This is a genomic window from Actinorectispora metalli (assembly GCF_056323685.1).
In genome coordinates this window covers 270,619-296,382 of sequence record NZ_JBREYE010000001.1, presented here as the reverse complement: position 1 = coordinate 296,382, position 25,764 = coordinate 270,619, and the positions used below count along the sequence as shown (strand labels likewise).

Below are 25,764 nucleotides of genomic sequence, written 5' to 3'. Positions count from 1 at the left end.
CGACCTTTGAAGGTCGGTTACCACTCACGGTCGCTTATCAGGTCTTTCGGTGTGCGTCTATCCGAAATGCTCGATTGGGCCGACGTTTGCTTAGGCTGTCGGACGACATCTGAGCAGGCGTGGAAACGCGCGCTCTCGGCGTGTTGTCCACAGCCGCCCTGGCTATCCACAACTTCGGCTTTCCGGCCTCCGCGGTGTTTGGCGCGCCGATAGGCTCGAGAAGGGCCGTGCCCCCGGGCGGGCGGGGGATGTCTGGCGTGGCGACAGCGGACGGCTTGACCTCCGGTCTGGTTGAGGTTTGAGACTGCCTGGCGACACAGTGCGGCGACGCCAGGCGGGCTAACCGTGGAGCAGCCCGCCTGGCGTCGCGCGGGGTCATTCCGATGGGGTGAGGCGCAGGTCCGGGTCTTCGTCCGGGCCGATGTCGGTCGCGATGTGCAGCGGGCCGCCGACACTCGACAACGCGCCGAGCCCCGCGATGGCCGCGATCATGTTCTGCCTGGGCGGCTGGCTGGGATACCAGCTGCTCAGTTCGCGCGGGATCGGGAAGGTGTTGATCAGGTCGGTGTAGTTGGCGGCGTTGCGAGCCGTGCCGACGGACAGGTCGCGGTACTCGCGGTGCGCCAGCGACGCGCGGATCCACCGGTAGCGGTCGGTGCCGCCCTTCTCCACAAAACGCGTCCGCAGTTCCCGGCCCGCGTTCATGCCGCGTAGTGCCAGCCGGGCGATGACCTCCCGACGCATGAACAGGTTCGTGCCGCCCTCGTCGTGGTGGTGCCGCACGTGGTGGACCCGACCGCGGAATCCCGGCAGCGCGGCCTGCAGCGTGTCCCGCCAGTTGCGGGCGGTGTTGACGATGTCGCCCAGCATCCCCGGCAGGGAGTTGATGCTCTCCCAGTGCGCCACCGCCGGGCTGTCGTCCTGCTCAGGCAGCCACAGGTCCTCGCATTGGCAGCCCTCGGGGTAGCTCTGCAGGTTCAGCCCGAACGTGGGCCAGCGGGGCAGCAGGGTGTCGAAGAGGTGGATGGGGAAGTTGCTGGTGATCCCGCCGTCGGAGAACCAGTGGATGCGGGACAGCGTCTTCGGCTTCGGCGGCGGGCCGTGCAGGGCGAAGCCCCGCCCGTCGTAGAGCCAACCCTGCTCCACCACCTCGACGCGGTGCAGCGGCACCGCGCCGATCAGCCCGGGCAGCGCCAGGCTCATCCGGGCCGCCATGATCACCGGCATGTCCAGCGGGTGCGGCATCGGCCGCAGCTCGCCGTGGCCCGCGATCTCGCACCGGCAGTCGGTCACCGGCGCCCCGCCGAGGGCGTCCACCACCCAGCCCGGCAGGACGCTGGTCAGACAGTCCCGGCAGTAGTGCCAGCCGTCGCCCGAGTCGGTGAAGGGCAGCCGATAGGGGCGGCCCTGGGACAGGTTGGTGGTCATCAGCACCAGGTTCACGAACCGGTGATCCGGCTCCTTCTCCGCCGCAGGTCCTGCCTCCCCCGAAGGGCCGTCCCACAGGTGCCGGAAGGTCAGCGGCCCGTCCGACTTGCGCAGCCCGGCCAGTTCGTTGAGACGCGCGGCCAGCCATTCACTCAGCGCGGGCACATCCCGCGGCTCCGGAATGCCCGCGAGCCGATCCATCAGGCGGATGCCCCAGGTCGGGTTGTCCGCCCGCACCCCGGAGACCAGTCCGAAGTGCAGCTGCCGCACCCGGTACTTGAGGTAGAGGGCGCCCGCGATGCCGTAGATCGCGACGAGACCGGCGACGGTGGTCAAGGTGCCGACGAACCAGGCAAGCACCCCTAGCGAAATCGCAGACAGCCACGCCTGCGAGCCGTGCAGCCCGACGGTGACGGCCACGCTGAGCAGCAGCGGGCCCGCGCCGAAGGCCACGGTCCAGAACACGGTCCACGGGTTGAGCCCTGACGCGGCGGATCTGTTCCGGAGTCTCATCACCGCCAGCCACGCCAGGGCGACGGCGGTGACCGCCAGCACGGCGAGCGCCCAGCTCCAGCCGTAGAACCAGCCGAGGCTCTCCGGCGACGGCGCGAGGAAGTAGGTGGCCAGCACGGGTGCGGCCAGCCATACGCCGAGCAGCAGCAGGATCAACGCGAGCTGCGACGTCCAGCCCACCGCCGACAGCAGCGCGAAGAACAGGCTGGTGATGCGGCTGCGCCCGGTCAGCTTGACGTCCTGCATGCTCGCCGCGATCACGCGGAACAGCGAGCGCCCCCCGGTGCTGGGCTGGAACAGCCTGGCCATCCGCCAGGTCTCCCGCTCGCCGCCGGTGATCCAGCCGACGATGGCGGCCAGGCCGGGGAAGCCCGGCGGCACCCAGTCGGAGCCCCTGGGCTCCGCGGTGGGGTCGATCGGATCGGCGAACCGCCCGTACTCGGCGGCCGCGGCCGCCGACGCCGCGATCGCCCCTGCGGACGCGCCGCCGACCGAGCGGAAGGTGTAGTGCCTGGCCAGCTCGCACACCGCGAGCGGGTAGATCACACCGCTGGTGGTGCCGCCCCGCATCGTGAGGTCGCAGGAGTGGTCGATGTACTCCCGGTAGGCCTGCGAGCCCACCCCGTTGCCCTCGGCCCCGGCGCTCGCCTCGGCGGCCCGCCGCCACGTCGCGCGGCGGTCGAAGGGCTGCCGTCCGTCGTGGTCCCCCTGGTACTGCTCCGGTCGTGCAAGTTCGGCCAAATGGTCCCGCAACAGGACCAAATCCTCGTGTGCCATGGCTGCCTCTCCCCCGTGCGCCATTGAGACGCCCCATGGTGCTGCAAACAGAGGCAAACGCGCGCCGTCGAACCGGTCACGATTTACGTTTCATCCGGTCGTGAAAAGTTAAACTTGGCTGCGGAGGGTGATCAGCACGGCCTAGGGCGACTAACCCGAACGGCCCAGTACGTCCTGTTACGCGGGCCGCGGACGAAAACACAGCGCCCGGTCCGGTGCAATGTCGTTTCGATCACCCCGATCGTTACGCCTATCAGGCCGAAATCACCTTTTGACGGGATGCTTACGGGTTTCGCGGCTGTTACAGTCGGACAAAGCCACACGCCCGCTGTTGTTTCCGCGGGCGTTCTCTCTGCGGGCCGGCGTTGTCCCGTTTCAACCACGCTCAGTAGCTGTCAGCTTCCAGACAGCTTCTGCGCATCACGAGGACAACGAGGAGGTCTGCGCGTGATCTTTTCCGCCATCCCAGGTCCCCAGGGCCTGTACGACCCCGCCGACGAGCGCGACTCGTGCGGCGTGGCGATGGTGGCTGACATCCGCGGCCGCCGGTCACACGGCATCGTCACGGATGCGCTCACAGCGCTGGCCAACCTCGAACACCGTGGCGCCGCGGGCGCCGAGCCGACCAGCGGTGACGGCGCGGGCATCCTGCTCCAGCTGCCTGACGAGCTGCTGCGCGCCGAGGCGGGTTTCGACCTGCCCGCTCCCGCCGCCGATGGCGAGCACCGCTACGCCGCGGGTATCGCCTTCCTGCCCGCCGAGCCCGACACCCGCCGCGCCGCGGTCGCGTTGGTCGAGCGCGTCGCCGTGGAGGAGGGACTGGTCGTCCTCGGCTGGCGCGACGTGCCCGTCGCCCCCGACGCCGCCGACGTCGGGCCCAGCGCCCGCAGTTGCATGCCGCACTTCGCGATGCTGTTCGTTGCCGGCCAGCGGGACGAGGCCGGGATCGGCCTGGACCGGCTGGCGTTCTGCCTGCGCAAGCGCGCCGAGCGGGAAAGCGTCCGCGCGGGCTGCGGGGCCTACTTCCCCTCGCTGTCCGCCCGCACCCTGGTCTACAAGGGCATGCTCACCACCGAGCAGCTGCCCGCCTTCTTCCCCGACCTGCGCGACGAGCGGCTGGCCAGCGCCATCGCCCTGGTGCACAGCCGGTTCTCCACCAACACCTTCCCGTCCTGGCCGCTGGCGCACCCGTTCCGGTTCGTCGCGCACAACGGCGAGATCAACACCATCCGCGGCAACCGCAACCGCATGCGGGCCCGCGAGGCTTCGCTGTCCAGCGACCTGATCCCCGGCGACCTGACCAGGCTGTACCCGATCTGCGACCCGGACGGCTCGGACTCCGCGTCCTTCGACGAGGTGCTTGAGCTGTTGCACCTCGGCGGGCGCAGCCTGCCGCACGCGGTGCTGATGATGATCCCGGAGGCCTGGGAGAACCACACCGAGATGGACCCCAGGGTCCGCGCGTTCTACCGCTTCCATGCCAGCCTGATGGAGCCCTGGGACGGCCCGGCCTGCGTGACCTTCACCGACGGCAATCTGGTCGGCGCGGTGCTGGACCGCAACGGCCTGCGGCCTGCCCGCTGGTGGCAGACCGCCGACGACCGGGTGGTGCTGGCCAGCGAGACCGGCGTACTGGACCTCGCCCCCGACCAGGTGGTGGCCAAGGGGCGCCTCCAGCCCGGCCGCATGTTCCTGGTGGACACCGCCGCGGGCCGCATCGTGGACGACCGCGAGATCAAGTCCCAGTTGGCCGAGGAGCTGCCCTACGACGAGTGGACCCACGCGGGCCTGCTCCAGCTGGAGCGGTTGCCCGCGCGGGAGCACGTCGTGCAGAGTCACGAGTCGGTGGTGCGGCGTCAGCTCACCTTCGGCTACACCGAGGAGGAGCTTCGCGTCCTGCTCGCGCCGATGGCCACCACCGGCGGCGAGCCGCTGGGCTCCATGGGCTCCGACACCCCGGTCGCGGCGCTGTCGCAGCGGTCCCGGCTGCTCTACGACTACTTCAAGCAGCACTTCGCGCAGGTCACCAACCCGCCGCTGGACGCCATCCGCGAGGAGATCGTCACCTCCGTGTCCCGCGTGATGGGCCCGGAGCAGAACCTGCTGCGTCCCAACCCGGCCTCCTGCCGCCACGTCGAGCTGACCTACCCGGTGATCGACAACGACGAGCTGGCCAAGCTCATCCACATCAACGACGACGGCGACCTGCCCGGCTTCGCCTGCACCGTCCTGTCCGGACTGTACGAAGTGGACGGTGGGGGACTGGCGCTGTCCAACGCCATCCAGCGCATCCGCCGGGAAGCGTCGCAGGCCATCGCCGACGGCGCCCGCGTGCTGGTGCTCTCCGACCGGGATTCCGACCACCGGATGGCGCCGATCCCGTCGCTGCTGCTGGTCTCCGCCGTGCACCACCACCTGGTCAAGACCAAGGAGCGGCTGCGGGTCGCGCTGGTTGTGGAGTCAGGCGACGCCCGCGAGGTGCACCACATCGCGCTGCTGCTGGGCTACGGCGCCGCCGCGGTCAACCCCTATCTGGCCTTCGAGACCATCGAGGACATGATCGCCACCGGCGCGATCACCGGCCTCGAACCGGAGAAGGCCATCCGCCAGTACGTGAAGGCGCTGGTCAAGGGCGTGCTGAAGGTGATGTCCAAGATGGGCATCTCCACCGTCGGCGCCTACACCGCCGCCCAGGTCTTCGAGGCCGTCGGTCTCTCGCAGGATCTGGTGGACGAGTACTTCAGCGGCACCGGCTCCAAGCTCGGCGGCGTCGGCCTGGACGTGCTGGCCACCGAGGTGGAGACGCGGCACCGCAGGGCGCACCCCGAGAACCCCACCGACCGGGTGCACCGGCGGCTGGAGGTCGGCGGCGAGTACGCCTACCGCCGCGAGGGCGAACTGCACCTGTTCACCCCGGAGACCGTCTTCCTGCTCCAGCACGCCACCAAGACCCGCAAGACCGAGGCGTACAAGGCCTACACCGCCGAGGTGGACCGCCTCTGCCGCGAGGGCGGCACGCTGCGCGGCCTGTTCGCTTTCGACTCGAAGCGGGAGCCGGTGCCGATCGAGGAGGTCGAGCCGGTCGAGTCGATCGTCAAGCGGTTCAACACCGGCGCCATGTCCTACGGCTCCATCTCCGCCGAGGCGCACGAGACGCTGGCCATCGCCATGAACAGGCTGGGCGGCCGGTCCAACTCCGGTGAGGGCGGCGAGGACACCGAACGGCTCTACGACCCGATGCGGCGCAGCGCCGTCAAACAGGTCGCCAGCGGCCGGTTCGGCGTGACCAGCGAATACCTGCTCAACGCCACCGACATCCAGATCAAGATGGCGCAGGGCGCCAAGCCCGGCGAGGGCGGCCAGCTGCCCGGCTTCAAGGTCTACCCCTGGATCGCCCGCACCCGGCACTCCACGCCGGGCGTCGGCCTCATCTCGCCGCCGCCGCACCACGACATCTACTCCATCGAGGACCTCGCCCAGCTCATCCACGACCTGAAGAACGCCAACCGCGACGCCCGCATCCACGTGAAGCTGGTGTCCGAGTTGGGCATCGGCACCGTGGCCGCGGGTGTGGCCAAGGCGCACGCCGACGTGGTGCTGGTCTCCGGCCACGACGGCGGCACCGGCGCGGCGCCGCTGACCTCGTTGAAGCACTGCGGCACCCCGTGGGAGATTGGCCTGGCCGAAACCCAGCAGACGCTGGTGCTCAACGGGCTGCGCGACCGCATCACCGTGCAGGTCGACGGCGCCATGAAGACCGGCCGCGACGTGGTGATCGCCGCGCTGCTCGGCGCGGAGGAGTACGGCTTCGCGACCGCCCCGCTGGTGGTGGCGGGCTGCATCATGATGCGCGTCTGCCACCTGGATACCTGCCCCGTCGGCATCGCCACCCAGAACCCCGACCTGCGGGCCCGCTACACCGGCCAGGTCGAGCACGTGGAGAACTTCTTCCGCTTCGTCGCCGACGAGGTCCGCGAACTGCTGGCCGAGTTGGGTTTCCGCACCCTGGACGAGGCCATCGGCCACGCCGAGGTGCTCGATGTCGACAAGGCCGTCCACCACTGGAAGGCATCCGGCCTTGACCTGACACCGGTGTTCGCGGTCCCGGAGAGCCCGTACAGCCCGGTCCGCCGCAGGGTCCGCGAGCAGGACCACGGTTTGGCGCAGGCACTGGACAACACGCTGATCCAGTTGGCGGAGGCGGCCCTGGAGGACGCGCACCCGCTAACGCTGGAACTGCCCGTGCGCAACGTCAACCGCACCGTCGGCACCCTGCTGGGCGCCGAGGTCACCCGCCGCTACGGCGGCACCGGCCTGCCGGACGACACCATCCACATCACGCTGACCGGCTCCGCGGGCCAGTCGCTCGGCGCGTTCCTGCCGCCCGGCATCACCCTGGACCTCATCGGCGATGCCAACGACTACGTCGGCAAGGGCCTGTCCGGCGGGCAGATCATCGTGCGCCCGCACCCCGAGGCGCCGTTCGCCGCCGAGCAGCAGGTCATCGCGGGCAACGTGATCGGCTACGGCGCCACCGCGGGCGAGATCTACCTCCGCGGCCGCGTCGGCGAGCGCTTCTGCGTCCGCAACTCCGGCATGGTCGCGGTCGCCGAGGGCGCGGGCGACCACGCCTTCGAGTACATGACCGGCGGCCGCGCCGTGGTGCTCGGCGAGACCGGCCGCAACGTCGCCGCGGGCATGTCCGGCGGTATCGCCTATGTGCTCAACCTCGACGCCAAGCGCGTCAACAAGGAGATGGTGTCCCTCCAGGCGCCCGACGCCGATGACCTGAAGTGGCTGCGCGACACCGTGGAGCGGCACTACAAGCTCACCGGCTCCACGGTGGCCGCCTCGCTGCTTGGCGACTGGTCCCGCCGCTCGCGGGCGTTCACCAAGATCATGCCCAACGACTACCGCCGGGTGCTGGAGGCGATCCGCATCGCCGAAGCCGAGGGCCGCGATGTCGACGCGGCGGTTATGGAGGCCTCCCGTGGCTGACCCCCGAGGGTTTCTCAAGCACGGCCGCAAGGACGCCCCCAAGCGTCCCGCCGACGACCGCCTCGGCGACTGGCACGAGGTCTACGCTGCCCTGGACCCCGCACAGCGCGAGGAGCAGGTCGCCGAGCAGGCCTCCCGCTGCATGGACTGCGGAATCCCGTTCTGCCACAGCGGCACCGCGGGCTGCCCGCTGGGCAACCTGATCCCGGAGTGGAACGAGTTGGCCCGCCGCGGCGCCTGGGACCAGGCGAGCGACCGGCTGCACGCCACCAACAACTTCCCGGAGTTCACCGGCAGGCTGTGCCCCGCGCCCTGTGAGGCGGCCTGTGTACTGGCGATCAGCCCGCTGTCCGGCGGCGCGGTCACCATCAAGCGCATCGAGCAGACCATCGCGGATGTGAGCTTGGAGAGCGGCATCGTCGCGCCCCAGCGCTCGGAGATCAGCACCGGCAAGCGCGTCGCCGTCGTCGGCTCCGGACCCGCCGGGCTGGCCGCCGCCCAGCAGCTCACCAGGGCGGGCCACGAGGTGACGGTGTTCGAGCGCGACGACCGGCTGGGCGGTCTGCTGCGCTACGGCATTCCCGAGTTCAAGATGGAGAAGTCGGTCCTGGACCGGCGGCTGGCGCAGATGCGCGCCGAGGGCACCAGGTTCGTCACCAACTGCGAGGTCGGCGGCGGCCACACCACCGACGTCAGCGTCGAGCAGTTGCGCGCCGAGTACGACGCGGTGGTGCTCGCGGTGGGCGCCCTGCGCGGCCGCGACGACACCATCACCCCCGGCCGCGGCCTACGCGGCGTGCACCTGGCCATGGAGCACCTCGTCGCGGGCAACCGCGAATGCGAGGGCGACGGTCCCGCGTCCATCACCGCCGCGGGCAAGCATGTGGTGGTCATCGGCGGCGGCGACACCGGCGCCGACTGCTACGGCACCGCCACCCGCCAGGGCGCCCTCTCGGTGACCCAACTTGACCAGTACCCGCAGCCCCCGACCACCCGCGACGACGACCGCTCCCCGTGGCCGACCTGGCCCTACATCCTGCGCACCTACCCCGCGCACGAGGAAGCGGGGGAGCGGAAATTCGCCGTCGCCGTGGAGTCCTTTGTGGACGACGGCGCCGGCAACCTGCGCGCGGTGCGGCTGCGCAAGGTCCGCGTGCAGCGCGACGCCGAGGGCCGCCGCGTGGTGGCCCCGGTGTCGGAGGAGATCGAGGAGCTGCCCTGCGACCTGGCGCTGCTGGCCATCGGCTTCGAGGGCGTGGAGCACATGCCGCTGCTGGACGGTCTCGGCCTGCGCCTGACCCCGCGCGGGGTGATCTCCTGCGGTGCCGACTGGCAGACCGAGGCGGAGGGTGTGTTCGTCTGCGGTGACGCCCACCGCGGCGCCTCGCTGGTCGTGTGGGCCATCGCCGAGGGCCGCTCGGTGGCCAACGCCGTGGACGCCTTCCTCACCGGCTCCTCCCAGCTCCCCGCCCCCGTGCACCCCACCGCGCTGCCGCTGGCGGTCGTCTAGGCAGCCACCACACCATCGGGCACATGTTCCCGACGCACTGCGCGTTCCGTGGTTTCATCCCCGGGCCGGTGGTCAAGATCGGCAGGACTGACCGACCGTCCGAGGAGAGCGCCCGATGGATGATCGCCGCATACTGCTGACCGGCATGTTCGCCGCCAAGCGACCAACCGGTCCGGCGCTGGCCATCCTGATGTCCGTGTTGATGCTGGCCGTCGGACAGGCGCTGCTGGCGCTGGTCATCGCCGGGCCGGGTGAGCTCGGCAGCTCCGGCTCGGACAACGTCCTCGGCATGAGGGCGCAGCTGACGGCGACCGCGACCTTCGCGGGCGGGGCGGTGCTGCTGTTCGCCTGGGTCAAGTGGAAGGAAGGCCGTCCCATCTCGACCCTTGGCCTGTTCCGGGTCGACATCGGCGGCAGGATCGCCCGCGGCGCCCTGATCGCGCTGCTGTTCACCGCGGCCATCGTCTTCGTCAACCTGATGCTGGGCCACGGCAAACTCGTCGGCGGTCTGAACACGGCCAACGCGTGGCCCGCGCTGATCCTGCTGGGTGGCTTCGCGATCCAAGGGAGTACCGAGGAACTGTTCACCCGCGGCTACCTGACCCAGGCCGTGGCCCGCAGGTGGGGCCTGATCGCCGCGGTGGTGATCCAGACCGTGGTGTTCGCCGCCCTGCACGCCACCAACGGCGGCCTCACGGTCCTGGCGATCGTCAACCTGCTGCTGGTCGCGGTGTTCCTGAGCTTCTGGTCGCTGGCCGAGAACGGCCTGTGGGGAGTGTGCGCGTTCCACGCGGTGTGGAACTGGAGCCAGGGCAACCTATGGGGCGCCGAGGTCTCCAACCTGCGGGTCACCACCTCACTGTGGGACTTCGAGCAGAGCAAGGAGGGCAGCGACCTCATCACAGGCGGCGGTTTCGGCCTGGAGGGCAGTCTGCTGACCACGCTCCTGCTCGCCGCGGGCGCGGTCGTGACGTTCCTGCTGTTGGTCCGCTCGCACCGCCGCGCCGCGGGCGGCGAGTTCGTCACCGCTGATCGGTGAAGTACGCCTTCTGCGCCGGGTAGTAATCGTCGAAGTCCGGCCGCGCGGAGCCCTCATGTGCGGCCACCAGCATGTCGAGGTAGTACTCCCAGCCCGGCCCGGTCTCGCCTGCCAGATCGGTCGTTTCGAGGTGCTGCACGAGCCGCACCTCGGTGCCGCCCGCCGTCTCGGTCAGCAGCAGCTCCATGAGCCAGTCGCCGTTGTCGTCGCTCATGGCGACCGCGAGTCGCCTCGGCGGTTCGCATGCGGTGATCAGCATGTCGCACCAGGGCGTGCCCTCCTCGTAGGCCATCTGCACGCTGATGGTGTTGCCGGTCCCGCCGTCGCCTTTCCACGGCCCGAACCAGCGTGCCGTGCGCTCGGATTCGGTGACGCTGGCCCAGACGTCGTCGATCGGCGCGCGGAAGGTGCGGCGCAGCACGAGGTCCCAGCCGTCGTCGGTACGGACGAGCTTGCCGGTCGGTGTGGGTGTCATGCGGTGTTCTCCTCGGGGTTGGGTGTTGAACGGCGTTCGCGGCGGGTGCGGTAGACCTCGGTCTCCAGTGCGTCGAGCCGCTGCTGCCAGGCGGTCGGGGCGCTCAGCCGCGCCATCCACTCGGTGAGCTCGGCGAGCGGCCCGGTGTCCAGTGCGTAGAGACGTTGCCTGCCTACGGTTTCGTCGCGGACCAGGCCGCTCTCGCGCAGCACCCGCAGGTGCCTGCTGATCGCAGGCCTGCTGATCGCGAAGTTCCCGGCGATCTCCCCGGCACTCAGCCGGGAACCGCGCAGCAACTCCAGGATCTCCCGGCGCACCGGGTCCGCGATCGCGCCCGCAACCTCGTCCACGCCCTGAAGTGTAACCACATGGTTACGCGTTTGCCCAGCCTATAAGTTGGCCGGGCAGAACGGTTGATCAGTTGCCGAGGGCCCCAGGCGCCGGATCGGGCGTCTCCCGGCGAGCACTCCATCCCACTCCGCCGTACCGGAAGCCGCCGCCCCGAATGACGGGGCTTCGGCTACGCCACGACGGGCTTCGGCTACGCCACGACGGGCTTTCGCCTATCCCACGACCGGGTAACCAGATCTGCCACGAGATCCCGCCGGGCCCGTCAACCGACCCCGCGCCCCCACCGCCACCACACAAAATCCAGGTGAAACCCCACAGAAGACATCCCCCGCCCGCCCGGGGGCACGGCCCTGCGCCAGCCTATCGGCTCTCGCGGGAAGGGGAAGTGCGAAAATGCGATCTGTGGATGGCGAGGGGTGCTGTGGACAACTCGCTGGGATTTTGTTGCTTGGGAAATGAGCCGGGCGGGACTTGTGGTATAGCCGGACGTTCAGGTTCGGGACGGCGTTTTCGGGTTCCGATGGTCGGTCGCGGTCGACCGGCGTGATGTGGTGACCGGTCACGGTCGACGGGCTGACTTGGTGATCGGTCGCTTGACTTGGTGATCGGTCGTGGTCGACCGGTGTGATTCGGTGGTCGGTCGCGGGGCGGCCGGATTGTGTTGAGGAGGTCGTGGATGCCGGACCGATTGGCCAAGCTGTTCGCCGAGTTGGATGAATTGCTCGCGGACGTCGATACGGACCAGCCCGAGCCTCCGGGCGTTGGCAGGCAGCCGATTCACACCGTGTACGTGTCCGCCGACAAGTTCTCCGAGCACCTGTGCGCCATTTGGTCGGTGCAGGCTCGCGGGATGCTTGACGAGCTTGCGCCGAGCGCCGACGGGCTGGCTTCGCTGATCGGGGTGCCGAACGACGTTGCCGAGCAGGTGTACCCGTTGGTGACCGCGAAGCTCGACAGCCAGCCGATCGAGGATCTGCGCATCGACTTCGAGGACGGGTACGGGGGGCTGACGGACCTCGATGAGGATCGGTCCGTGGAGCGCGCGGCGGTCGCGCTGGCCGTGACGGTGCGGTCGGGGGAGGCGCCGCCGTTTGTCGGCATCCGGATCAAGGGCCTGGAAGCCGAGACGCGGCAGCGGGGTGTGCGTACCTTGAACAAGTTCCTCGGCGTGCTGCTCGCCAATGCGCCGCTGCCGGAACGATTTCTCGTCACGCTGCCCAAGGTGACCGCGGTCGAGCAGGTCGCGGCGATGGCGGCGATCTGCGACAACCTCGAACACGCCTACCGGCTGAGGCCCAAGAGGCTGCGGTTCGAGATCCAGGTCGAGACGCCCCAGGCGATCCTGGCGACCGACGGCACCGCGCCGCTGGGCCGCATGATCCGGGCCGCCGAGGGACGCTGTTTCGGGCTGCACTTCGGCACCTACGACTACACCGCCGCGCTGGGCATCGCGCCGCAGTACCAGGCGATGGACCACCCGGCCGCCGACCACGCCAAGGCCGTCATGCAAGTGGCCGCCGCCGGTACCGGGGTGCACCTCTCGGACGGCTCCTCCAACCTGCTGCCGATCGGGAAGAACGTCCGGGCGGTCTGGGAGGAGCATGCGCGGCTTGTCCGGCGCTCGCTGGAACGTGGGTTCCACCAGGGTTGGGATCTCCATCCCGGCCATCTGCCCACCCGGTTCGCCGCGACTTATGCCTTCTTCCGGCAGGGTCTTCCCGAGGCGATCACCCGGCTCCGGGCGTACCTCCACAAGTCGGGCAGCGGTGCCTTGGACGAGCCCGCGACCGCGCAGGCCATCGCATCCTTCCTGGTCAGAGGCATGGATTGTGGTGCGATCGACGCCATGGAGATCTACCGGGGGACGGGTGCGGACTGCAAGCTGCTTCAGGACTTCGCGGACCGGCGAATCGGGTAGCGGGCCTGTCAAACGGCAGGCAGGGCGTTTACGGTCACCGTCCATGAGGAGGATTCGTTTCTCGGCGCTGGCCGCCGCAGTCGCCCTGATCGGCGTGCTGCCCGTCGGCGCCGCACAGGCAGAAGATCAGGTGGCGCCCACCGGCAGCCGCGTGAAGTGCGACTTCATCCCGACCCCCGACAACCCGGCGGCCCGCCCCGTCAAGCCGCCGCGTCCCCGCGCGAGCACCCGCGGCACCGTTGAGGTCCGCATGACGACCAACCACGGGGCCATGACCATCGAACTCGACCGCCGCAACGCACCCTGCGGCGTGCACAACATGGTCAGTCTCATCAACCAGACCTTCTACGACCGCAGCCGCTGCTGGCGGCTCACGAACTCCGCGCGGTTGGGCGTCATCCAGTGCGGTGACATCTGGGAGGCCGAGATCGGCGGGCCCGGCTACCGCTTCGCCGACGAGGTCACCGGCAAGGAGACCTACCCTCGCGGCACCGTCGCCATGGGCAACCAGGGCCCCGGCACCAACGGCAGCGAGTTCTTCATCGTGCACAGCCACGCCAACATCAGCCCCGCCTACACCGTGCTGGGCAAGGTCACCCGCGGCATGGACGTCCTCGACAAGATCGTCGCAGGCGGCATCCGCCCTGACGGCGCCCAGGACGGCCTGCCGAAGCTCCCGGTCGAGATTCGCGAGTTCGAGGTCGACTAGCCGCGAAGCCAAGCCCGCTGAGGTCGTGACTCCAGCGGGCTTGGCTCCTTCTCCCCACCCGACCGGCACCCAGCTCCGGTCGGGACCTCACCCGGGGGAGCAGACTCCCCTACCGGGTGGCTACTGGCCCGCGTACTGCTTGATCCACGCCTCGCAATAGAAGGTGTCGGTGTAGATCGCGGGGGAGAGGCCGCAGTCCCGCTGGGTGCCGCGGCTGGTGATGCCGATCAATGCCCAACCCTGGCCCTGCTTGACCATCGCGGCGGCCCCGGAATCGCCGTAGCAGGCACCGCGGCGGCCGACGTTGGAGATGCAGAGCTCCATGGTGGGGTCGTACTGGTTGCCCCGGCAGCCGCTGTCCTGGGCCACCGTCGTGTCCAACTGCCGCAGGTCCGACGGGCCGGGCAGACAACTCGGGTCGTCGTCGTAGTGCTTGCAGAGAATGCCCCAGCCGATGATCCGCACCGCCGTCCCCGGCGCCGCCGAGGCCTGCTGCACGCGGGCAATGGGCGTGGCCTTCACCGGCGACGCAAGCTCCGCCGACAGGTCGCGGTTGATCAACGCGGTCGACTTGACCTCGCGCAACTCACCGGCGTGCCGGTTGCGGTCCCCGACCCGGACCACGAACTTCTCGGCCGCCGTCGTGCAGTGGGTCGCGGTGACGATCCAGGTGGGGGAGACCAGCGTGCCGCCGCAGAAGTACTCGTCGTTGGGCGTGAGGATCGCGGCCGACCACGGGTAGCCCTCGGTGGCCGGGTCACCGTCCACGATGTAGGGCTCGATCGCGTTCGCCTGCGGTATGGCGATGGCGAGCGGCAAGAGGGAAACCAGGAACGTGACAACACTGAATCGCCGCCGTGGGCGCATGACTCCTCCGGTCGATGCTGTGCAGGGACTTCGGCATGCGGGGCTTTCGGAGGCGGCGAAAAGTCGAAAGACCAACATCTCAGGCCGAAGCTATTCCAGTGGACCGATGATCGGCGCCCGCGTCAACGCCGTGTCGCATGGGTGGCAGCGTTATGGCGCAAAAGCGAAACAGGTGCCTGCGTTCGGCGCATATCGGGCGAAGCCACCCCCGGCTAGGTTCTGCCGCATGAGAATTCGCTGGTCAGCGCTCGCTATCGCGACCGCCCTGCTGTGTGTGCTGCCCGTCGGCTCGGCCCAGTCCGCCGAAGCAGGCGACGAAGCGATCATCACCAAATGTGAGTTCATCCCGACCCCCGACGACCCCGCCGCCCGCCCGGTGCGCAAACCCCTCCCATACGCCTTGAGCAAGGGCACCGCCACGGCCGTGCTCAAGACCAACCACGGCGACGTCGTGATCGAACTCGACCGCGCCAACGCCCCCTGCGCCGTGCACAACTTGATCCATCTGTCCCGCAGCGACTTCTACGACAAGACCAACTGCCACCGCCTCACCAACCACCCCCGCCTGGGAGTCCTCCAGTGCGGCGATCCGACCGGCAAGGGCGAAGGCGGCCCCGGCTACAAGTTCGCCGACGAACTCACCGAGGACGAGGAATACCCCCGCGGCACCGTCGCGATGGCCAACGCGGGCCCCGACACCAACGGCAGCCAGTTCTTCATGGTCCACGGCAACGCCGACATTTGGCCCGCCTACACCATCCTCGGCAAGGTCACCCAGGGCCTGGAGGTCTTGGACGCGATCCTCGCGGGCGGCATCCTCCCCGAAGGCTCCAAGGATGGCGCCCCCGCCAAGCCGGTGCTCATCTCCGACGTCCACATCCGCTGCTAGACACCAGTGAGTGGTAACCGACGCGTGGGCGTCGGTTACCACCCACGGTCTCTGATCAGGTGTTTTCGTAGCGCTTGATGTACTCCTCGTAGGCCACCACATGGGTTTGACGGCCGGGCCCTTGCCGCAGGTGGAGCTGTTGTAGCCAGCCCGGCTGGTGGTACCGGCCAACACCCAGCCGGTGGCGGACTTGACCACGGCGGGCCCACCCGAGTCGCCGTAACAGGCGCCCTTGTGCCCGACGTTGGCGACGCACAGTTCGCTCGGGCCGTCGATGCCCGAGCAGTCGCCGTCGGGGAGCACCGTCGTGTCCAGCTGGCGCAGGTCCTCCGGCAGCCCGCCGCAGTTCGGCGTCGCGCAGGTCTGCCCGAAACCGATCAGCCGGATGGCATTGCCATCGGCGGGAGTGGCCGGGATGCGGGGGATGGGCGCCGCGCTCACGGCCCGGTCCAATTGGACCATCGCGAAGTCACCGGTGATCACGGCGACGGCCGAGGAGTTGGCCACTTCGCCGCCCGAACTGCGTTTCGTGCTGCCGACCCGGATCTGGAAGTTGCCGATGCCCTGCACGCAGTGCAGAGCGGTGACGATCCAGCGGGGCGAGATCAGCGCCCCGCCGCAGAAGTGCCTGCCGGGCCCGGTCTGCATCGAGGCCATCCACGAGTAGGTCTCGGTGGCCGGATCGCCGTCCACGATCAGCGGGTGAACGCCCGTCCTGTCGGCAGCGGCGGGCGAGGCCAGCCCGACGATCAACAGCAGGGTGAGGATGGTGCGCATGGGTCCTCCGGTACGCATGCAGGGACTCCGACCGACATGCCCGAATCCGGAGGCGGCGGCGGGGAGCAAGACCGGAGCACACCTAGTGCACTCCCCACCACGTTGGGACGCAACGAACCTGACCCAGATACGACAGGCTCCGGCCAGTCCCGCTACCTGGTACGGCGAGTCGCCGCCCGCCGCACCACCCCGCTTGGGGAACCGATCACGGTGTGGGGGCCTGGTGGGCGATCGCAGCCGCACCGTCCGGAGAAAGGTGTGGCGCAGTCGATCGGGTGCTGCTCGGGGCCGCGCCGTTCCCGCCCACGGAGTACAGGCGTGGCCGAGCGCCGTCCTCGTAGGCCGGATGCGGGTACTGCGGTGAACGGTGTTGGAAGGTCAGGATGTTCGGGTTCCGGATGACACCGTTGTGGATTTCGATGGCCCGCCGGACCGTCTCATCCGACTCCCATGCCCGCGGTCCGGCGAGCACGGTCCGCAGGTGCGGCAGCAGGGCCTCGCTGATTTCCCAGGTGGCGGAGTTCCACAGGAAGGACGGGGTGTGGTCGACGCCGTAGTACCTGACGTTGTCCCCGACCGTGAACATCGGCTCCGTGAAGGTCGTGGGGCGGGCCCAGCTGAAGCCCATCGCCTCATCGCAGGACACGTCGATGATGAGGCTGCCCGGCCTGAAGGCGGCCAGGTCCTCCTCGACGAGGAACGTCAGCGGCGCGTCGGGCTGCTGCAGCACACAGTTGACGACGATGTCGTGCTCGGCGAGGAACGCCGCCAGCGGCACCCGCTTGCCGTCGCTGTGCACCTGGCTGCGGCGGATATCGGCGTCGTCGTGGTCGATGTGGACGATGCGCGCCGAGTGGATCGGCGAACCGACCGCCGTCACGCCGCGGGCGGTGAGGATGTGCACATCGTGCACACCGTGGGCACTCAGCGCCGTCACCGCTCCACGTGCCGTCGCGCCGAAACCGATCACCGCGGCCTTCAGCCTGCGACCGTAATTGCCGGTGCTGCCGATGAGTTCCATGGCGTGCAGCACCGAACAATAGCCCGCCAGCTCGTTGTTCTTGTGGAACACGTGCAGCCCGAATCCGCCGTCGGCGGTCCAGTGGTTCATCGCCTCGAAGGCAATGAGCGTTAATCGCCGGTCGACGGCCAGCTGAGTGATCTCTGTGTTCTGGACGCAGTGCGGCCATCCCCACAGCAGTTGGCCTGCCCGCAATTCAGCGATGTCCGCTGCGAGGGGTTTGATTTGCAGAATTCCCTCGCACTCGGCGATGAGCTGTTCACGGGGGAGTAGCCCGGCAACATACGGCGCCAGCTGCTCATCAGATACGCCGAACCGTGCACCGTAGTCACGCTCCAGGTAGACGCGTCCACGCAGGTCGGGGCTGATCCGGTTGATGTGTAAGGGGTGGATCGGCAGTCTGCGCTCGTTCTCTTTGCGCGACTGGCACATGATACCGAGCCGGAACGGCTCCACATGGACTCCCTGGCGGCTCAGCGTACGGTCTCCGGGATGTGGTCCAGTGCGTCGAGCACATGCACGGCCACTTCGGAACAGGCTTTGTCGCTCAGCGTCGAGTTCTTTTTCAGGGTCTCCGTGACCAGGTTGAGACGACGACTATAGGGGGAGATGTTTCCGAACTTTACCGACATCGGATTCCTCTTTCTCTGGTGTTTTTCCGGCACAGACACAACCACGGTTGAACCGGCCTGCCGCGGTCGCGGTGCAGTAGCGGACGGCGATTCGATCGTGATTGCCCCACGGATGTGGACACGTGGCACAGGTGGGGTCGCTGAAATTGCTAACCGTGACGCCTGACTCGGCGAGCGGCGATGTTGGATGTTCGACAATGTGAGCCCGACGCCATGCCGGAGCTCCCTTCCCGGCCGAATCGGCCGGTGCTGGTGAGCAGCGGGAACGACACCGATGTGACTACCGGCGCTCGAAGTGCTCCCGCAAGCCTCACACTACACCCCGCAGGGCGCTCCGAGTCACCGTGTCGGAGCGCTCTGCGGTCAGCCTCTTTGCCGATACCGGTCAGCTCAGGTGCCTTCTCCGATGATCTGTTTGATCCACGTTTCGTAGTGCACGGTGTCGTTGTAGATCGCCGGGACCGCGCCGCAGAGGTTGCTGCCGCCGCCCGTCCGGCTGGTGGTGCCGACCAGCTCCCAGCCTCCGACGCCCTTCACCACCGCGGGTCCGCCCGAGTCGCCGTAGCAGGCGCCCTTGGAGCCCGAGTTGCTGATCGGTGCAGCCGTATTCCGGACAGGTCTGTCCCAGCCGATGATCCGCGTCGCCGCGCCCACCGAGGGCCGCGAAGCCGCCCGCTTGATCGGGGTCGCGCTCACCGCCTGGTCGAAGCCGACCAGTACGGCGCCGCAGAAGTGGTTGCCGTGCGCGTACAGCGACACCATCCACGGATAGGTCTCGGAAGCCGGGTCGCCGTCCACGATCAGCGGACCGACGTCCCGCTCGTCGGCCGCGGCGGGCGAAGCCAGCCGAGGGCCAACAGGGCGGCGAGCAGAATGCGCATGAATCCTCCGGAGCGAATGCAGGGACTCCGGCCAAGGCGCTCGTATCCGGAGGCGGCGGCGGGAGCGAGATCCGGAGCGCTCCCTGTTGACCGCGAGGGAGGTCCCGTAGGTGACAACGCCGGCCCAGATGGGACAGGCATAGGGTGTCCGGGTGGGATTCAGCGGCTTCGGTGAGCACGCCATCGACTTCTACGACGGTCTGGAGGCGGACAACTCCAAGGCCTACTGGACCGACCACAAACACGTCTACGACACCGACGTCGCCGCGCCGATGCGGGCGCTGCTGGACGAGCTCGAAAGCGAATTCGGCGTGGGCAAGGTCTTCCGCCCCTATCGCGATGTCCGGTTCGCCCGCGACAAGTCGCCGTACAAGACCCACTGCGGCGGCGTGGTCGAACAGGGCCGCGGCGGCGGGGCCTACTACGTGGAGGTCAGCGCCGCAGGCATGCGGGTCGGCGGCGGCAGCTACCACATGGCCCCCGACCAACTGGCCCGCTACCGCACCGCGGTCGCCGACGCGCGCCGCGGCGGCAAGCTGCGGAAGATACTCGACACGCTTCGCGAGGACGGCTGGTCCGTGCTCGGCGAACAGCTCAAAACCAGGCCCCGCGACGTCGCCCCCGACCACCCGCGGCTGGACCTGCTGCGATACAAATCCGTGTACGTCATGCGTGGCTGGGAACCGGACGACGTCCTGCACGAGGCGATCTGCGCGGACCGGGTCCGCCAGGCGTGGCGTGAAGTACGGGAGTTCAACGACTGGGCCGCAAGTCATATCGGGGTCAGCGATCACCGTCACTGAGCGTCTATCGTTCACCGGGTGGCCGGTTGACCCGGATCGTTGATCACGCCAGGCTCACATCCGGCGTGAGGAGGGAGCAACCGGTGGCTCTGCGACAGGTGGAACGCGGCGACTGGCCCGTTGGACAGGCGATCCCGCTGGCCGTGCTCGGCCTGGAACCGTCCGAGCTCGCCGCCAGGCTGCGGCTGCGCTTCCAACGCAGGCTGGACGAGTTCGACATGGTCGACGCCGCCGTACTCCAGTTCCCCTCCGGCCTCAAGATCGAACTGGCCCGCCAGCTCAATAACCCCTTCCCCGGCACCCAGCTGTGGGCCGAGGAGTCCCAGGACCAAGAGGCCGTGCTCACCGAGTTCCTCTCCGAATGCGGCCTGAGCGCGGACGTCTTCACCTGGCGCGTGGGCAAGGGCCGAATCTGACTCGGAGCGGGTCTCCACGAAATCTCCACACTTTGTGACTGCCGTCTTCACCGACGGTGCTTAGAGTCGCGGCATGGGTGGAGAACAGCGGCTTGTTCTCGTCGTGGAGGACGAGCCGATCATCGCGGAGTCCATCGCGGCTCGGCTGCGCGCCGAGGGGTACCTGGTGGAACTGGCGTATGACGGGCCCGCCGCGGTCGCCGCGGCCGAGAAGCACCGGCCGGACGCGGTCGTGCTGGATGTGATGCTGCCCGGGTTCGACGGGATCGAGGTGTGTCGCCGGATTCAGGCGCAGCGGCCGATTCCGGTGCTGATGGTCACCGCGCGTGATGACGAGACCGATGTGTTGATCGGGCTCGGGGTGGGGGCGGACGACTACCTGACCAAGCCGTTCTCGATTCGGGAGCTGGCGGCCAGGGTGCACGCCCTGCTGCGCAGGGTGGACCGGGCGGCGCACAGCGACAACGGACGCATTGTGCTGGGGGATTTGGAGATCGATCCGGTGGAGCGTCGGGTCTCCTACGCGGGGACGGAGGCGCATCTGACGCCGACCGAGTTCGAGTTGCTGCTGCACCTTGCCGAGCGACCGAGGGCGGTGCTGCCGCGGGAACGGCTGGTCGCCGATGTGTGGGGGTGGGCGGACACCTCGACGCCGCGCACGGTCGACAGCCACATCAAGGCGCTGCGGCGCAAGCTGGGGGCGGAGCTGATCAGGACCGTGCATGGCGTCGGCTACGCGCTGGAGGTGCCGCGGTGAGCCTGCTCGACCAACTGCCCCGGCCGCTTGATCCGATCCGGTCCATCAAGCTGAAGCTGGGCATCCTGCTCGTCGCCTCGGGCGGGATCGCGTTGATCTACTTCTGGTCCGTGATGGGCTGGATTCCACACGTGACGTCGGTGACCGCCATCATCCTCGGGCTGGTCACCTCGCAGATCCTGGCGCACGGCATGACCAAACCGCTGCGGGAGATGACGGCGGCGGCCCGGGCCATGGCGGCGGGGGACTACAGCAGGCGGGTGCGGGCCACCGCCCGCGACGAGGTCGGGCAGCTGGCCGACGCGTTCAATCAGATGGCCGCCGACCTCGGGGCCGCCGATCGGCAGCGGCGGGAGCTGATCGCCAACGTCTCGCATGAACTCCGCACCCCGATCTCGGCGTTGCGGGCGGTGCTGGAGAACGTGGTGGACGGGGTCGCCGAACCCGATGCGAAGACGCTGGGCACCGCGCTGGCGCAGACCGAGCGACTCGGCCGCCTGGTCACCGAACTACTCGACCTGTCCCGCATCGACGCCGGGGTGCAGGGGCTGGACCGCGAGGAGTTTCCGGTCGCGCTGCTGCTGGCCGATGTGGTGAAGGAAGCCGAGGTGGCGGCGGTCGCGATGGGCCGCACGGCGCGCTTCGAAGTGGCTGTCACCCCGGAGGACGCCACGGTGTACGCCGACCGGGAACGGCTGCACCAGGTCGTGTTGAACCTGCTCGACAACGCCGTCCGACACGGCCCGCCCGACGGCACCGTGCGCATTTCCGCAACCGGCGGGGACCGGCCGACCATTGAGGTCGAGGACGAGGGGCCGGGAATTCCGGCCGAGGACCGCTCGCGCATTTTCGAACGGTTCACCCGAGGGGAACCGGCGCGGACCACCGGCACCGGGCTTGGCCTGGCCATCTGCCGCTGGGTGGTCGATCTGCACGGCGGCCGCATCGAGCTGGTCGATTCCCGCGGAAACAGCGGCTCCTGTCGAATTCGGATAACGCTTCCCGGTCACCGGCACTGAATTTTCTGTTCCCATTGATCCGCTCGCCTTGTTGTCGAGCGGCTGGTTTCGCACACCTGGAGACGTCATGACCAGCACACCGCAGATCCCGTCGATGCCGATGTATGCGCCACCACCGCCGATGTTCGACAGGTTCTGGCCCGCACCGGCCACGAAGTCCGCACCCGTGGTCCTCTCTGCTGCCGCGGCGTCCGGTGTGGCTGCGGCCGTGCTGGTGCCGCTCGACCGCGCGGGCATCGGCTGGGTGCTGCTCGGACTCGTCGTGACGGCCGCGCTGCTCGTCGCGGCCAAGGTCAACGGACTGTGGGACGACCCGGGGGATGTCCTCGCCAGACACTGGGACCGGGCGGCGTGGGCGTTCGCGGGCCTGGCGTTGCTCGCGGTCGGCGCGGTCCGCGCCGCGCCCTGGCTGTTCGTCCTGTGCGTGCTGACCGCGCTGGTCGCCGCTTCACTCGCCGTCGCGGGCGGCCGGACCGTGCGGGCGCTGGTGCTCGCCGCGGTGTCCGTTCCGCTCGCCGCGCTGCGCGCGCTGCCCTGGACGACCAGGGGCCTCAAAGGACTGGAGCGCAACGCCGCGGGCGTCCGGCTGCTCGGGTCGGTGGGGGTGAGTGTTGTGCTGCTGCTGGTCTTCGGCGCCTTGTTCGCCTCCGCCGACGAGGGCTTCGACCGCATCATCTCCGCCGTGCTGCCCACCCTGGACGGCCCCACCGTGGCCCGGTGGATCTTCCTGTTCTTCGCCGTCGGCATCGCCACCCTCGGCGCGGGCTTCACCATGCTGCGCTCGCCCGCGCTCACCGAGCGGGCCGCCGCCGAGCGGCGGACCCTGCGCCGCGTCGAATGGGCGCTGCCCATCGGGCTGCTCGTGGTGCTGTTCGCGTTGTTCGTCGCCGTGCAGGTCACCGTGTTGTTCGGCGGGGGAGAGCACGTCCTGCGCACCGAGGGCCTGACCTACGCGGGATACGCCCGCGGCGGGTTCTGGCAGCTCATGGCGGTCACGATCCTCACCCTGCCGGTGCTCGGCGTCGCCGCCCGGTGGGCCGCCACCGAGTCCACATCGGACCGTGCCTGGTTCCGCGGGCTGCTCGGCGCGCTGTCGGTCCTCACCCTCGTCATCGTGGCCTCCGCACTGTCGCGGATGTGGGTCTACCAGCAGGCCTACGGCTTCACCGTGCTCCGCGTGCTGGTATTCACCTGCGAGGTGTGGCTCGGCGTGGTCTACCTGCTGGTGATCGCCGCGGGCATCCGGCTGAGCACCCGATGGCTGCCCACCGCCATCGTCGGCACCGCCATGGCCGCCCTGCTCACGCTGGCCGTCGTCGACCCCGAGCGACTCATCGCTGAACGCAACATCGACCGCTACCAGGCGACCCAGCGCATCGACACCTGGTACCTGTCCACCCTCTCCGCCGACGTGGTGCCCGCCCTGAACCGCCTCCCCGAGAAGGAACGCGCCGAGATCCGCTCCCGCATCGACCTCGGCCACGACGACGACTGGCGCGGCTTCAACCTCTCCCGCTGGAGCGCCCGCTAGGCGCAGGCCGCACCCCTTGGTTGACATGTCGGGTCCGCTCAGCGGACCGACTGCTGCCTGCCGGCACTCGACGGCGGCACCATCAGCCGACCTGTGGTTCATCAGAGGGGAATCAGTGAAGTCATTCATGAGGCGCAGCCTCGTAAGTTCCATCGCCGCGGCGATGTTCCTGCTTGTGACAACGGCGGGGACCGCCTCGGCCGCTGGGGCCGCGGTCGGCTCCGCGCGGGCAGCGGCATCGCCCGCGGCGGTGACAGCGAGCCCCGTTTCCGTGGTCGCCCGGCACAGCGGTCTGTGTCTCGAGGTCGACCACGCAAGCTTCAACCCCGGTGCGGGAGTTCTGCAGTGGCCTTGTCACGGCGGCCACCAGCAGTGGAGCATCCGATAGGCGCACCGTCGAGCAGCGGGCCGACCGGACCATCAACCGGGCAGCCCGCACACGTCGCATCGGGAACCGGTACCGGACCGCTGCGGGTCAGGACGCGACCACGCCAGGACGGCCGTCCTGGACCACGAAGCGCTTGGTCACCGAGGAGGTCACCTTCGCCGGGTCCTTCTCGGTGACCGAGGACATCATCACGTACTCGGCAGTCAGCGTCGCGGGGGTGATCGTGCCGCGGAGGTAGCCGCGCTGGTGGCCGACGTAGTTCAGGTGCGGGTTCTGCGCCAACTCGGGCGGCACCGTGGTGCTGCTGCGGGAGGTGATCGACGTGGTGACCAGTTCGCTGCCCACGATGGGTGAGGAGTGGTTGAAGTAGTTCAGGCGCAGGTTGTTCGCCCACGCGCGGTGCACGTCGCCGGTCAGCAGCACGGGGTTGCGGACGCCGCGATCTATCCAGCCCTGGGTGATCCGCTGGCGGCTGGCGCGGTAGCCGTCCCAGGCGTCGGTGCTGACATCGCACGTGGAGGCGGCGCCGTCGGCGTCCTTCTGAGCGAAGAACACCTGCTGGGCGAGGAAGTCCCAGCGTGCGGAGCGTTGGGCGAGACCGTCCAGCAGCCACTGCTCCTGGGTGGTGCCTGTGAGGGTGCGGTCGGTGCGGGTGATCTCGGCGCAGTTGTTCGCCGGTGCCTGCGCCCACCGGTATTGGCGGGTGTCCATCAGGTGGAAGGTGGCCGCCGAACCCCACTGCACGCGGCGGTACAGGGGGATCGCCGAGGTCGTCGGCTTCATCGACTTGGGCAGCGGCATGTTCTCCCAGAACGCCTGGAAGGCCTCCTTCTTGCGCTGCGCCGGGGTGGCGGTGCCCGCACCCGCCCAGTTGTTGTGGATTTCGTGGTCGTCGAAGACCACCAGCCACGGCGCGGCGGCGTGCGCCTGCTTGAGGTAGGGGTCCAGGTGGTGCTGGGCGTAGCGCAACCGGTACTCCGACAGCACGTTGACCTCGTCGAACTCCACATAGCCTCGGACCAGGCCGGTCTGGCCGGACTTCTTCTCGTACATGTAGTCGCCGAGGAAGAACACCAGATCCGGACGGTCGGCGGCCATCACGCGGTAGGCGTGGTACCAGCCCTCCTCCAGGTGTTGGCAGGAGGCCACCGCGAACTTCGTGCTCGACGGCTCGGTGCCGGACGCGGGCGCGGTCCGGGTGCGGCCGACTGGGGAGAGGTGGCCCTCGGCACGGAAGCGGTAGAAGTATTCGCGGCCCGGCGCGAGCCCGCGGGGCTCGGCGTGGATGCTGTGGCCCTCGGCCGGTACGGCCTGCTCGGTGCCGGAGGCCACGAGCGTCGCGAAGGTGTCCGATTCGGACACCTGCCACTCCACGGTGATGACCTGGCTGCCCATGCCGCCGTCCGGCATCAGGGGGGTGGGCGCGAGCCGCGTCCACAGCACCATGCCGTCCGGGCGCGGATCACCGGAGCCGACCCCCAACTCGAACGGGTACCGCAACGCGGCGGCCCCCATCGGGGCGCCCGACAGCACCGCGGCGCCGCCGATGGCAAGCCCCGCGCCCAGGAACAATCGACGGTTCACAGTGGACATACCGGGCCCCTCACGCGTAGTCGGTGACGCCTGCGCCGCAGGTTTCGGTCAGCACCTGTTTCGGGCCGCCCTCGCCGAGGCAGACGAAGTAGTGGATCCAGCTGCCCTCGGGCAGCTCCAGGTTCGCGGTGACGCTGGTGCCGTTGCCACCGGAACTCCACACCTGGTGCGGGCCGGAACCGTCCGGCAGCCAGTACAGGGCGACCGCGGAATGGCCGTCCGCCTGCTGGTCGAAGACCTTCAGCACCTCGCCGTAGGAGGTGAAGGTGGCCTTGCCCGCACAGGCACTGTCCACAGTGCACCGTGAGGAGTCGGCGTCCGCGGTGGCCGCGGTGGACAGGGAGGTCAGGGTCACGACGGCGGCGAGCAGGGCCCAGCTCCGAAGCATTGGCGCTCCATTCCCCAGCGATGTCGCAGACGATCGTGTCTGCCCGATGCCGCGACCGGTGTCAAGCGGCGGCGAACAGTCGGT

At 69.2% G+C, this 25,764-nt stretch carries 21 protein-coding genes and 1 pseudogene; 11 read left to right on the top strand and 11 right to left on the bottom strand.

All coding sequences use genetic code 11. The annotated features are described in order from the left end of the window. Window positions 1–375 precede the first annotated feature (375 nt). The gene (locus ACU6XJ_RS01340) at window positions 376–2,718 is read right to left on the bottom strand and encodes a patatin (protein WP_476305967.1); all 2,343 of its coding nucleotides are present in this window, start codon (window positions 2,716–2,718) and stop codon (window positions 376–378) included. Between the two features lie 447 nt (window positions 2,719–3,165). Here ACU6XJ_RS01340 and gltB point away from each other — a divergent pair, with 447 nt between their 5' ends. The 3 genes from gltB to ACU6XJ_RS01325 all read left to right on the top strand — a co-directional run bounded on the left by gltB (window position 3,166) and on the right by ACU6XJ_RS01325 (window position 10,265). Further along, complete coding sequence (gene gltB, locus ACU6XJ_RS01335; RefSeq protein ID WP_476305964.1) at window positions 3,166–7,716, top strand: glutamate synthase large subunit; 4,551 nt, start codon at window positions 3,166–3,168, stop codon at window positions 7,714–7,716. Beyond that, window positions 7,709–9,226 carry a glutamate synthase subunit beta gene (locus ACU6XJ_RS01330; protein WP_476305962.1) on the top strand — a complete coding sequence of 506 codons (1,518 nt, stop codon included), beginning with the start codon at window positions 7,709–7,711 and terminating at the stop codon, window positions 9,224–9,226. Before gltB ends, ACU6XJ_RS01330 begins: the two co-directional genes overlap by 8 nt. Window positions 9,227–9,341: 115 nt before the next feature. After that, window positions 9,342–10,265 (top strand): CPBP family intramembrane glutamic endopeptidase, encoded by a 924-nt coding sequence (locus ACU6XJ_RS01325; RefSeq protein ID WP_476305960.1) that lies wholly within the window; start codon window positions 9,342–9,344, stop codon window positions 10,263–10,265. Here the strand turns inward: ACU6XJ_RS01325 and ACU6XJ_RS01320 are convergent. Next, entirely contained in the window at window positions 10,249–10,740 is a 492-nt protein-coding gene (locus tag ACU6XJ_RS01320) for an SRPBCC family protein (protein ID WP_476305958.1), read from the bottom strand. The two genes, ACU6XJ_RS01325 and ACU6XJ_RS01320, sit on opposite strands and share 17 nt — an antisense overlap. Then, window positions 10,737–11,090 carry a metalloregulator ArsR/SmtB family transcription factor gene (locus ACU6XJ_RS01315; protein WP_476305956.1) on the bottom strand — a complete coding sequence of 118 codons (354 nt, stop codon included), beginning with the start codon at window positions 11,088–11,090 and terminating at the stop codon, window positions 10,737–10,739. Before ACU6XJ_RS01315 ends, ACU6XJ_RS01320 begins: the two co-directional genes overlap by 4 nt. Window positions 11,091–11,767: 677 nt before the next feature. On the opposite strand from ACU6XJ_RS01315, the gene ACU6XJ_RS01310 reads away from it, so the two are divergent. Together ACU6XJ_RS01310 and ACU6XJ_RS01305 are read left to right on the top strand one after the other, a co-directional pair. Further along, window positions 11,768–13,009, top strand: a complete 1,242-nt coding sequence (locus tag ACU6XJ_RS01310; RefSeq protein ID WP_476305954.1) for a DUF6986 family protein — start codon at window positions 11,768–11,770, stop codon at window positions 13,007–13,009. Between the two features lie 43 nt (window positions 13,010–13,052). After that, entirely contained in the window at window positions 13,053–13,718 is a 666-nt protein-coding gene (locus ACU6XJ_RS01305) for a peptidylprolyl isomerase (RefSeq protein WP_476305951.1), read from the top strand. 120 nt (window positions 13,719–13,838) lie between these two features. On the opposite strand, the gene ACU6XJ_RS01300 is transcribed toward ACU6XJ_RS01305, so the two are convergent. After that, window positions 13,839–14,537, bottom strand: coding sequence for a S1 family peptidase (locus ACU6XJ_RS01300; protein WP_476305949.1), 699 nt, complete (start codon window positions 14,535–14,537; stop codon window positions 13,839–13,841). A 274-nt stretch (window positions 14,538–14,811) separates the two neighbouring features. On the opposite strand from ACU6XJ_RS01300, the gene ACU6XJ_RS01295 reads away from it, so the two are divergent. After that, window positions 14,812–15,474, top strand: coding sequence for a peptidylprolyl isomerase (locus ACU6XJ_RS01295; protein ID WP_476305947.1), 663 nt, complete (start codon window positions 14,812–14,814; stop codon window positions 15,472–15,474). Between the two features lie 198 nt (window positions 15,475–15,672). Here ACU6XJ_RS01295 and ACU6XJ_RS01290 read toward each other — a convergent pair. The 5 genes and pseudogenes from ACU6XJ_RS01290 to ACU6XJ_RS01270 form a co-directional block, all read right to left on the bottom strand. Further along, window positions 15,673–16,122 (bottom strand): annotated as a pseudogene (locus tag ACU6XJ_RS01290) (S1 family peptidase); the annotation flags it as partial. Between the two features lie 334 nt (window positions 16,123–16,456). Further along, window positions 16,457–17,728, bottom strand: coding sequence for a N(5)-(carboxyethyl)ornithine synthase (locus ACU6XJ_RS01285; protein WP_476305945.1), 1,272 nt, complete (start codon window positions 17,726–17,728; stop codon window positions 16,457–16,459). A 17-nt stretch (window positions 17,729–17,745) separates the two neighbouring features. Further along, entirely contained in the window at window positions 17,746–17,904 is a 159-nt protein-coding gene (locus ACU6XJ_RS01280; RefSeq protein WP_476305943.1) for a DUF6307 family protein, read from the bottom strand. Further along, complete coding sequence (locus ACU6XJ_RS01275) at window positions 17,870–18,103, bottom strand: RGCVC family protein (protein ID WP_476313749.1); 234 nt, start codon at window positions 18,101–18,103, stop codon at window positions 17,870–17,872. The genes ACU6XJ_RS01280 and ACU6XJ_RS01275 overlap by 35 nt, the downstream gene beginning before the upstream one ends. A gap of 191 nt (window positions 18,104–18,294) precedes the next feature. After that, on the bottom strand, window positions 18,295–18,702 hold the full coding sequence (locus ACU6XJ_RS01270; RefSeq protein WP_476305941.1) for a trypsin-like serine protease: 408 nt from the start codon (window positions 18,700–18,702) through the stop codon (window positions 18,295–18,297). A 235-nt stretch (window positions 18,703–18,937) separates the two neighbouring features. Between ACU6XJ_RS01270 and ACU6XJ_RS01265 the strand changes: the two genes are divergently transcribed. The 5 genes from ACU6XJ_RS01265 (at window position 18,938) to ACU6XJ_RS01245 (ending at window position 23,311) form a co-directional block, all read left to right on the top strand. Next, window positions 18,938–19,588 (top strand): DUF2461 domain-containing protein, encoded by a 651-nt coding sequence (locus ACU6XJ_RS01265; RefSeq protein WP_476305938.1) that lies wholly within the window; start codon window positions 18,938–18,940, stop codon window positions 19,586–19,588. 83 nt (window positions 19,589–19,671) lie between these two features. Beyond that, window positions 19,672–20,004, top strand: coding sequence for a hypothetical protein (locus ACU6XJ_RS01260; RefSeq protein ID WP_476305937.1), 333 nt, complete (start codon window positions 19,672–19,674; stop codon window positions 20,002–20,004). A 73-nt stretch (window positions 20,005–20,077) separates the two neighbouring features. Beyond that, on the top strand, window positions 20,078–20,761 hold the full coding sequence (locus tag ACU6XJ_RS01255) for a response regulator transcription factor (RefSeq protein ID WP_476305935.1): 684 nt from the start codon (window positions 20,078–20,080) through the stop codon (window positions 20,759–20,761). Beyond that, window positions 20,758–21,780 (top strand): sensor histidine kinase, encoded by a 1,023-nt coding sequence (locus tag ACU6XJ_RS01250; protein WP_476305933.1) that lies wholly within the window; start codon window positions 20,758–20,760, stop codon window positions 21,778–21,780. Before ACU6XJ_RS01255 ends, ACU6XJ_RS01250 begins: the two co-directional genes overlap by 4 nt. Window positions 21,781–21,847: 67 nt before the next feature. Then, window positions 21,848–23,311, top strand: coding sequence for a DUF4153 domain-containing protein (locus ACU6XJ_RS01245; protein ID WP_476305931.1), 1,464 nt, complete (start codon window positions 21,848–21,850; stop codon window positions 23,309–23,311). Between the two features lie 475 nt (window positions 23,312–23,786). Here ACU6XJ_RS01245 and ACU6XJ_RS01240 read toward each other — a convergent pair whose 3' ends face one another. Both ACU6XJ_RS01240 and ACU6XJ_RS01235 read right to left on the bottom strand, forming a co-directional pair. Further along, the gene (locus tag ACU6XJ_RS01240) at window positions 23,787–25,292 is read right to left on the bottom strand and encodes an alkaline phosphatase D family protein (protein ID WP_476305929.1); all 1,506 of its coding nucleotides are present in this window, start codon (window positions 25,290–25,292) and stop codon (window positions 23,787–23,789) included. A gap of 10 nt (window positions 25,293–25,302) precedes the next feature. Further along, window positions 25,303–25,680, bottom strand: coding sequence for a hypothetical protein (locus ACU6XJ_RS01235; protein WP_476305926.1), 378 nt, complete (start codon window positions 25,678–25,680; stop codon window positions 25,303–25,305). Window positions 25,681–25,764 lie beyond the last annotated feature (84 nt).

Excerpts from the sequence above, each read along its gene's own strand:
- ACU6XJ_RS01340 (WP_476305967.1), bottom strand. The coding sequence starts at position 2,718 with ATGGCACACGAGGATTTGGTCCTGTTGCGGGACCATTTGGCCGAACTT.
- ACU6XJ_RS01325 (WP_476305960.1), top strand. The coding sequence starts at position 9,342 with ATGGATGATCGCCGCATACTGCTGACCGGCATGTTCGCCGCCAAGCGA.
- ACU6XJ_RS01320 (WP_476305958.1), bottom strand. The coding sequence starts at position 10,740 with ATGACACCCACACCGACCGGCAAGCTCGTCCGTACCGACGACGGCTGG.
- ACU6XJ_RS01310 (WP_476305954.1), top strand. The coding sequence starts at position 11,768 with ATGCCGGACCGATTGGCCAAGCTGTTCGCCGAGTTGGATGAATTGCTC.
- ACU6XJ_RS01305 (WP_476305951.1), top strand. The coding sequence starts at position 13,053 with ATGAGGAGGATTCGTTTCTCGGCGCTGGCCGCCGCAGTCGCCCTGATC.
- ACU6XJ_RS01295 (WP_476305947.1), top strand. The coding sequence starts at position 14,812 with ATGAGAATTCGCTGGTCAGCGCTCGCTATCGCGACCGCCCTGCTGTGT.
- ACU6XJ_RS01280 (WP_476305943.1), bottom strand. The coding sequence starts at position 17,904 with ATGTCGGTAAAGTTCGGAAACATCTCCCCCTATAGTCGTCGTCTCAAC.
- ACU6XJ_RS01255 (WP_476305935.1), top strand. The coding sequence starts at position 20,078 with ATGGGTGGAGAACAGCGGCTTGTTCTCGTCGTGGAGGACGAGCCGATC.
- ACU6XJ_RS01245 (WP_476305931.1), top strand. The coding sequence starts at position 21,848 with ATGACCAGCACACCGCAGATCCCGTCGATGCCGATGTATGCGCCACCA.
- ACU6XJ_RS01240 (WP_476305929.1), bottom strand. The coding sequence starts at position 25,292 with ATGTCCACTGTGAACCGTCGATTGTTCCTGGGCGCGGGGCTTGCCATC.
- ACU6XJ_RS01235 (WP_476305926.1), bottom strand. The coding sequence starts at position 25,680 with ATGCTTCGGAGCTGGGCCCTGCTCGCCGCCGTCGTGACCCTGACCTCC.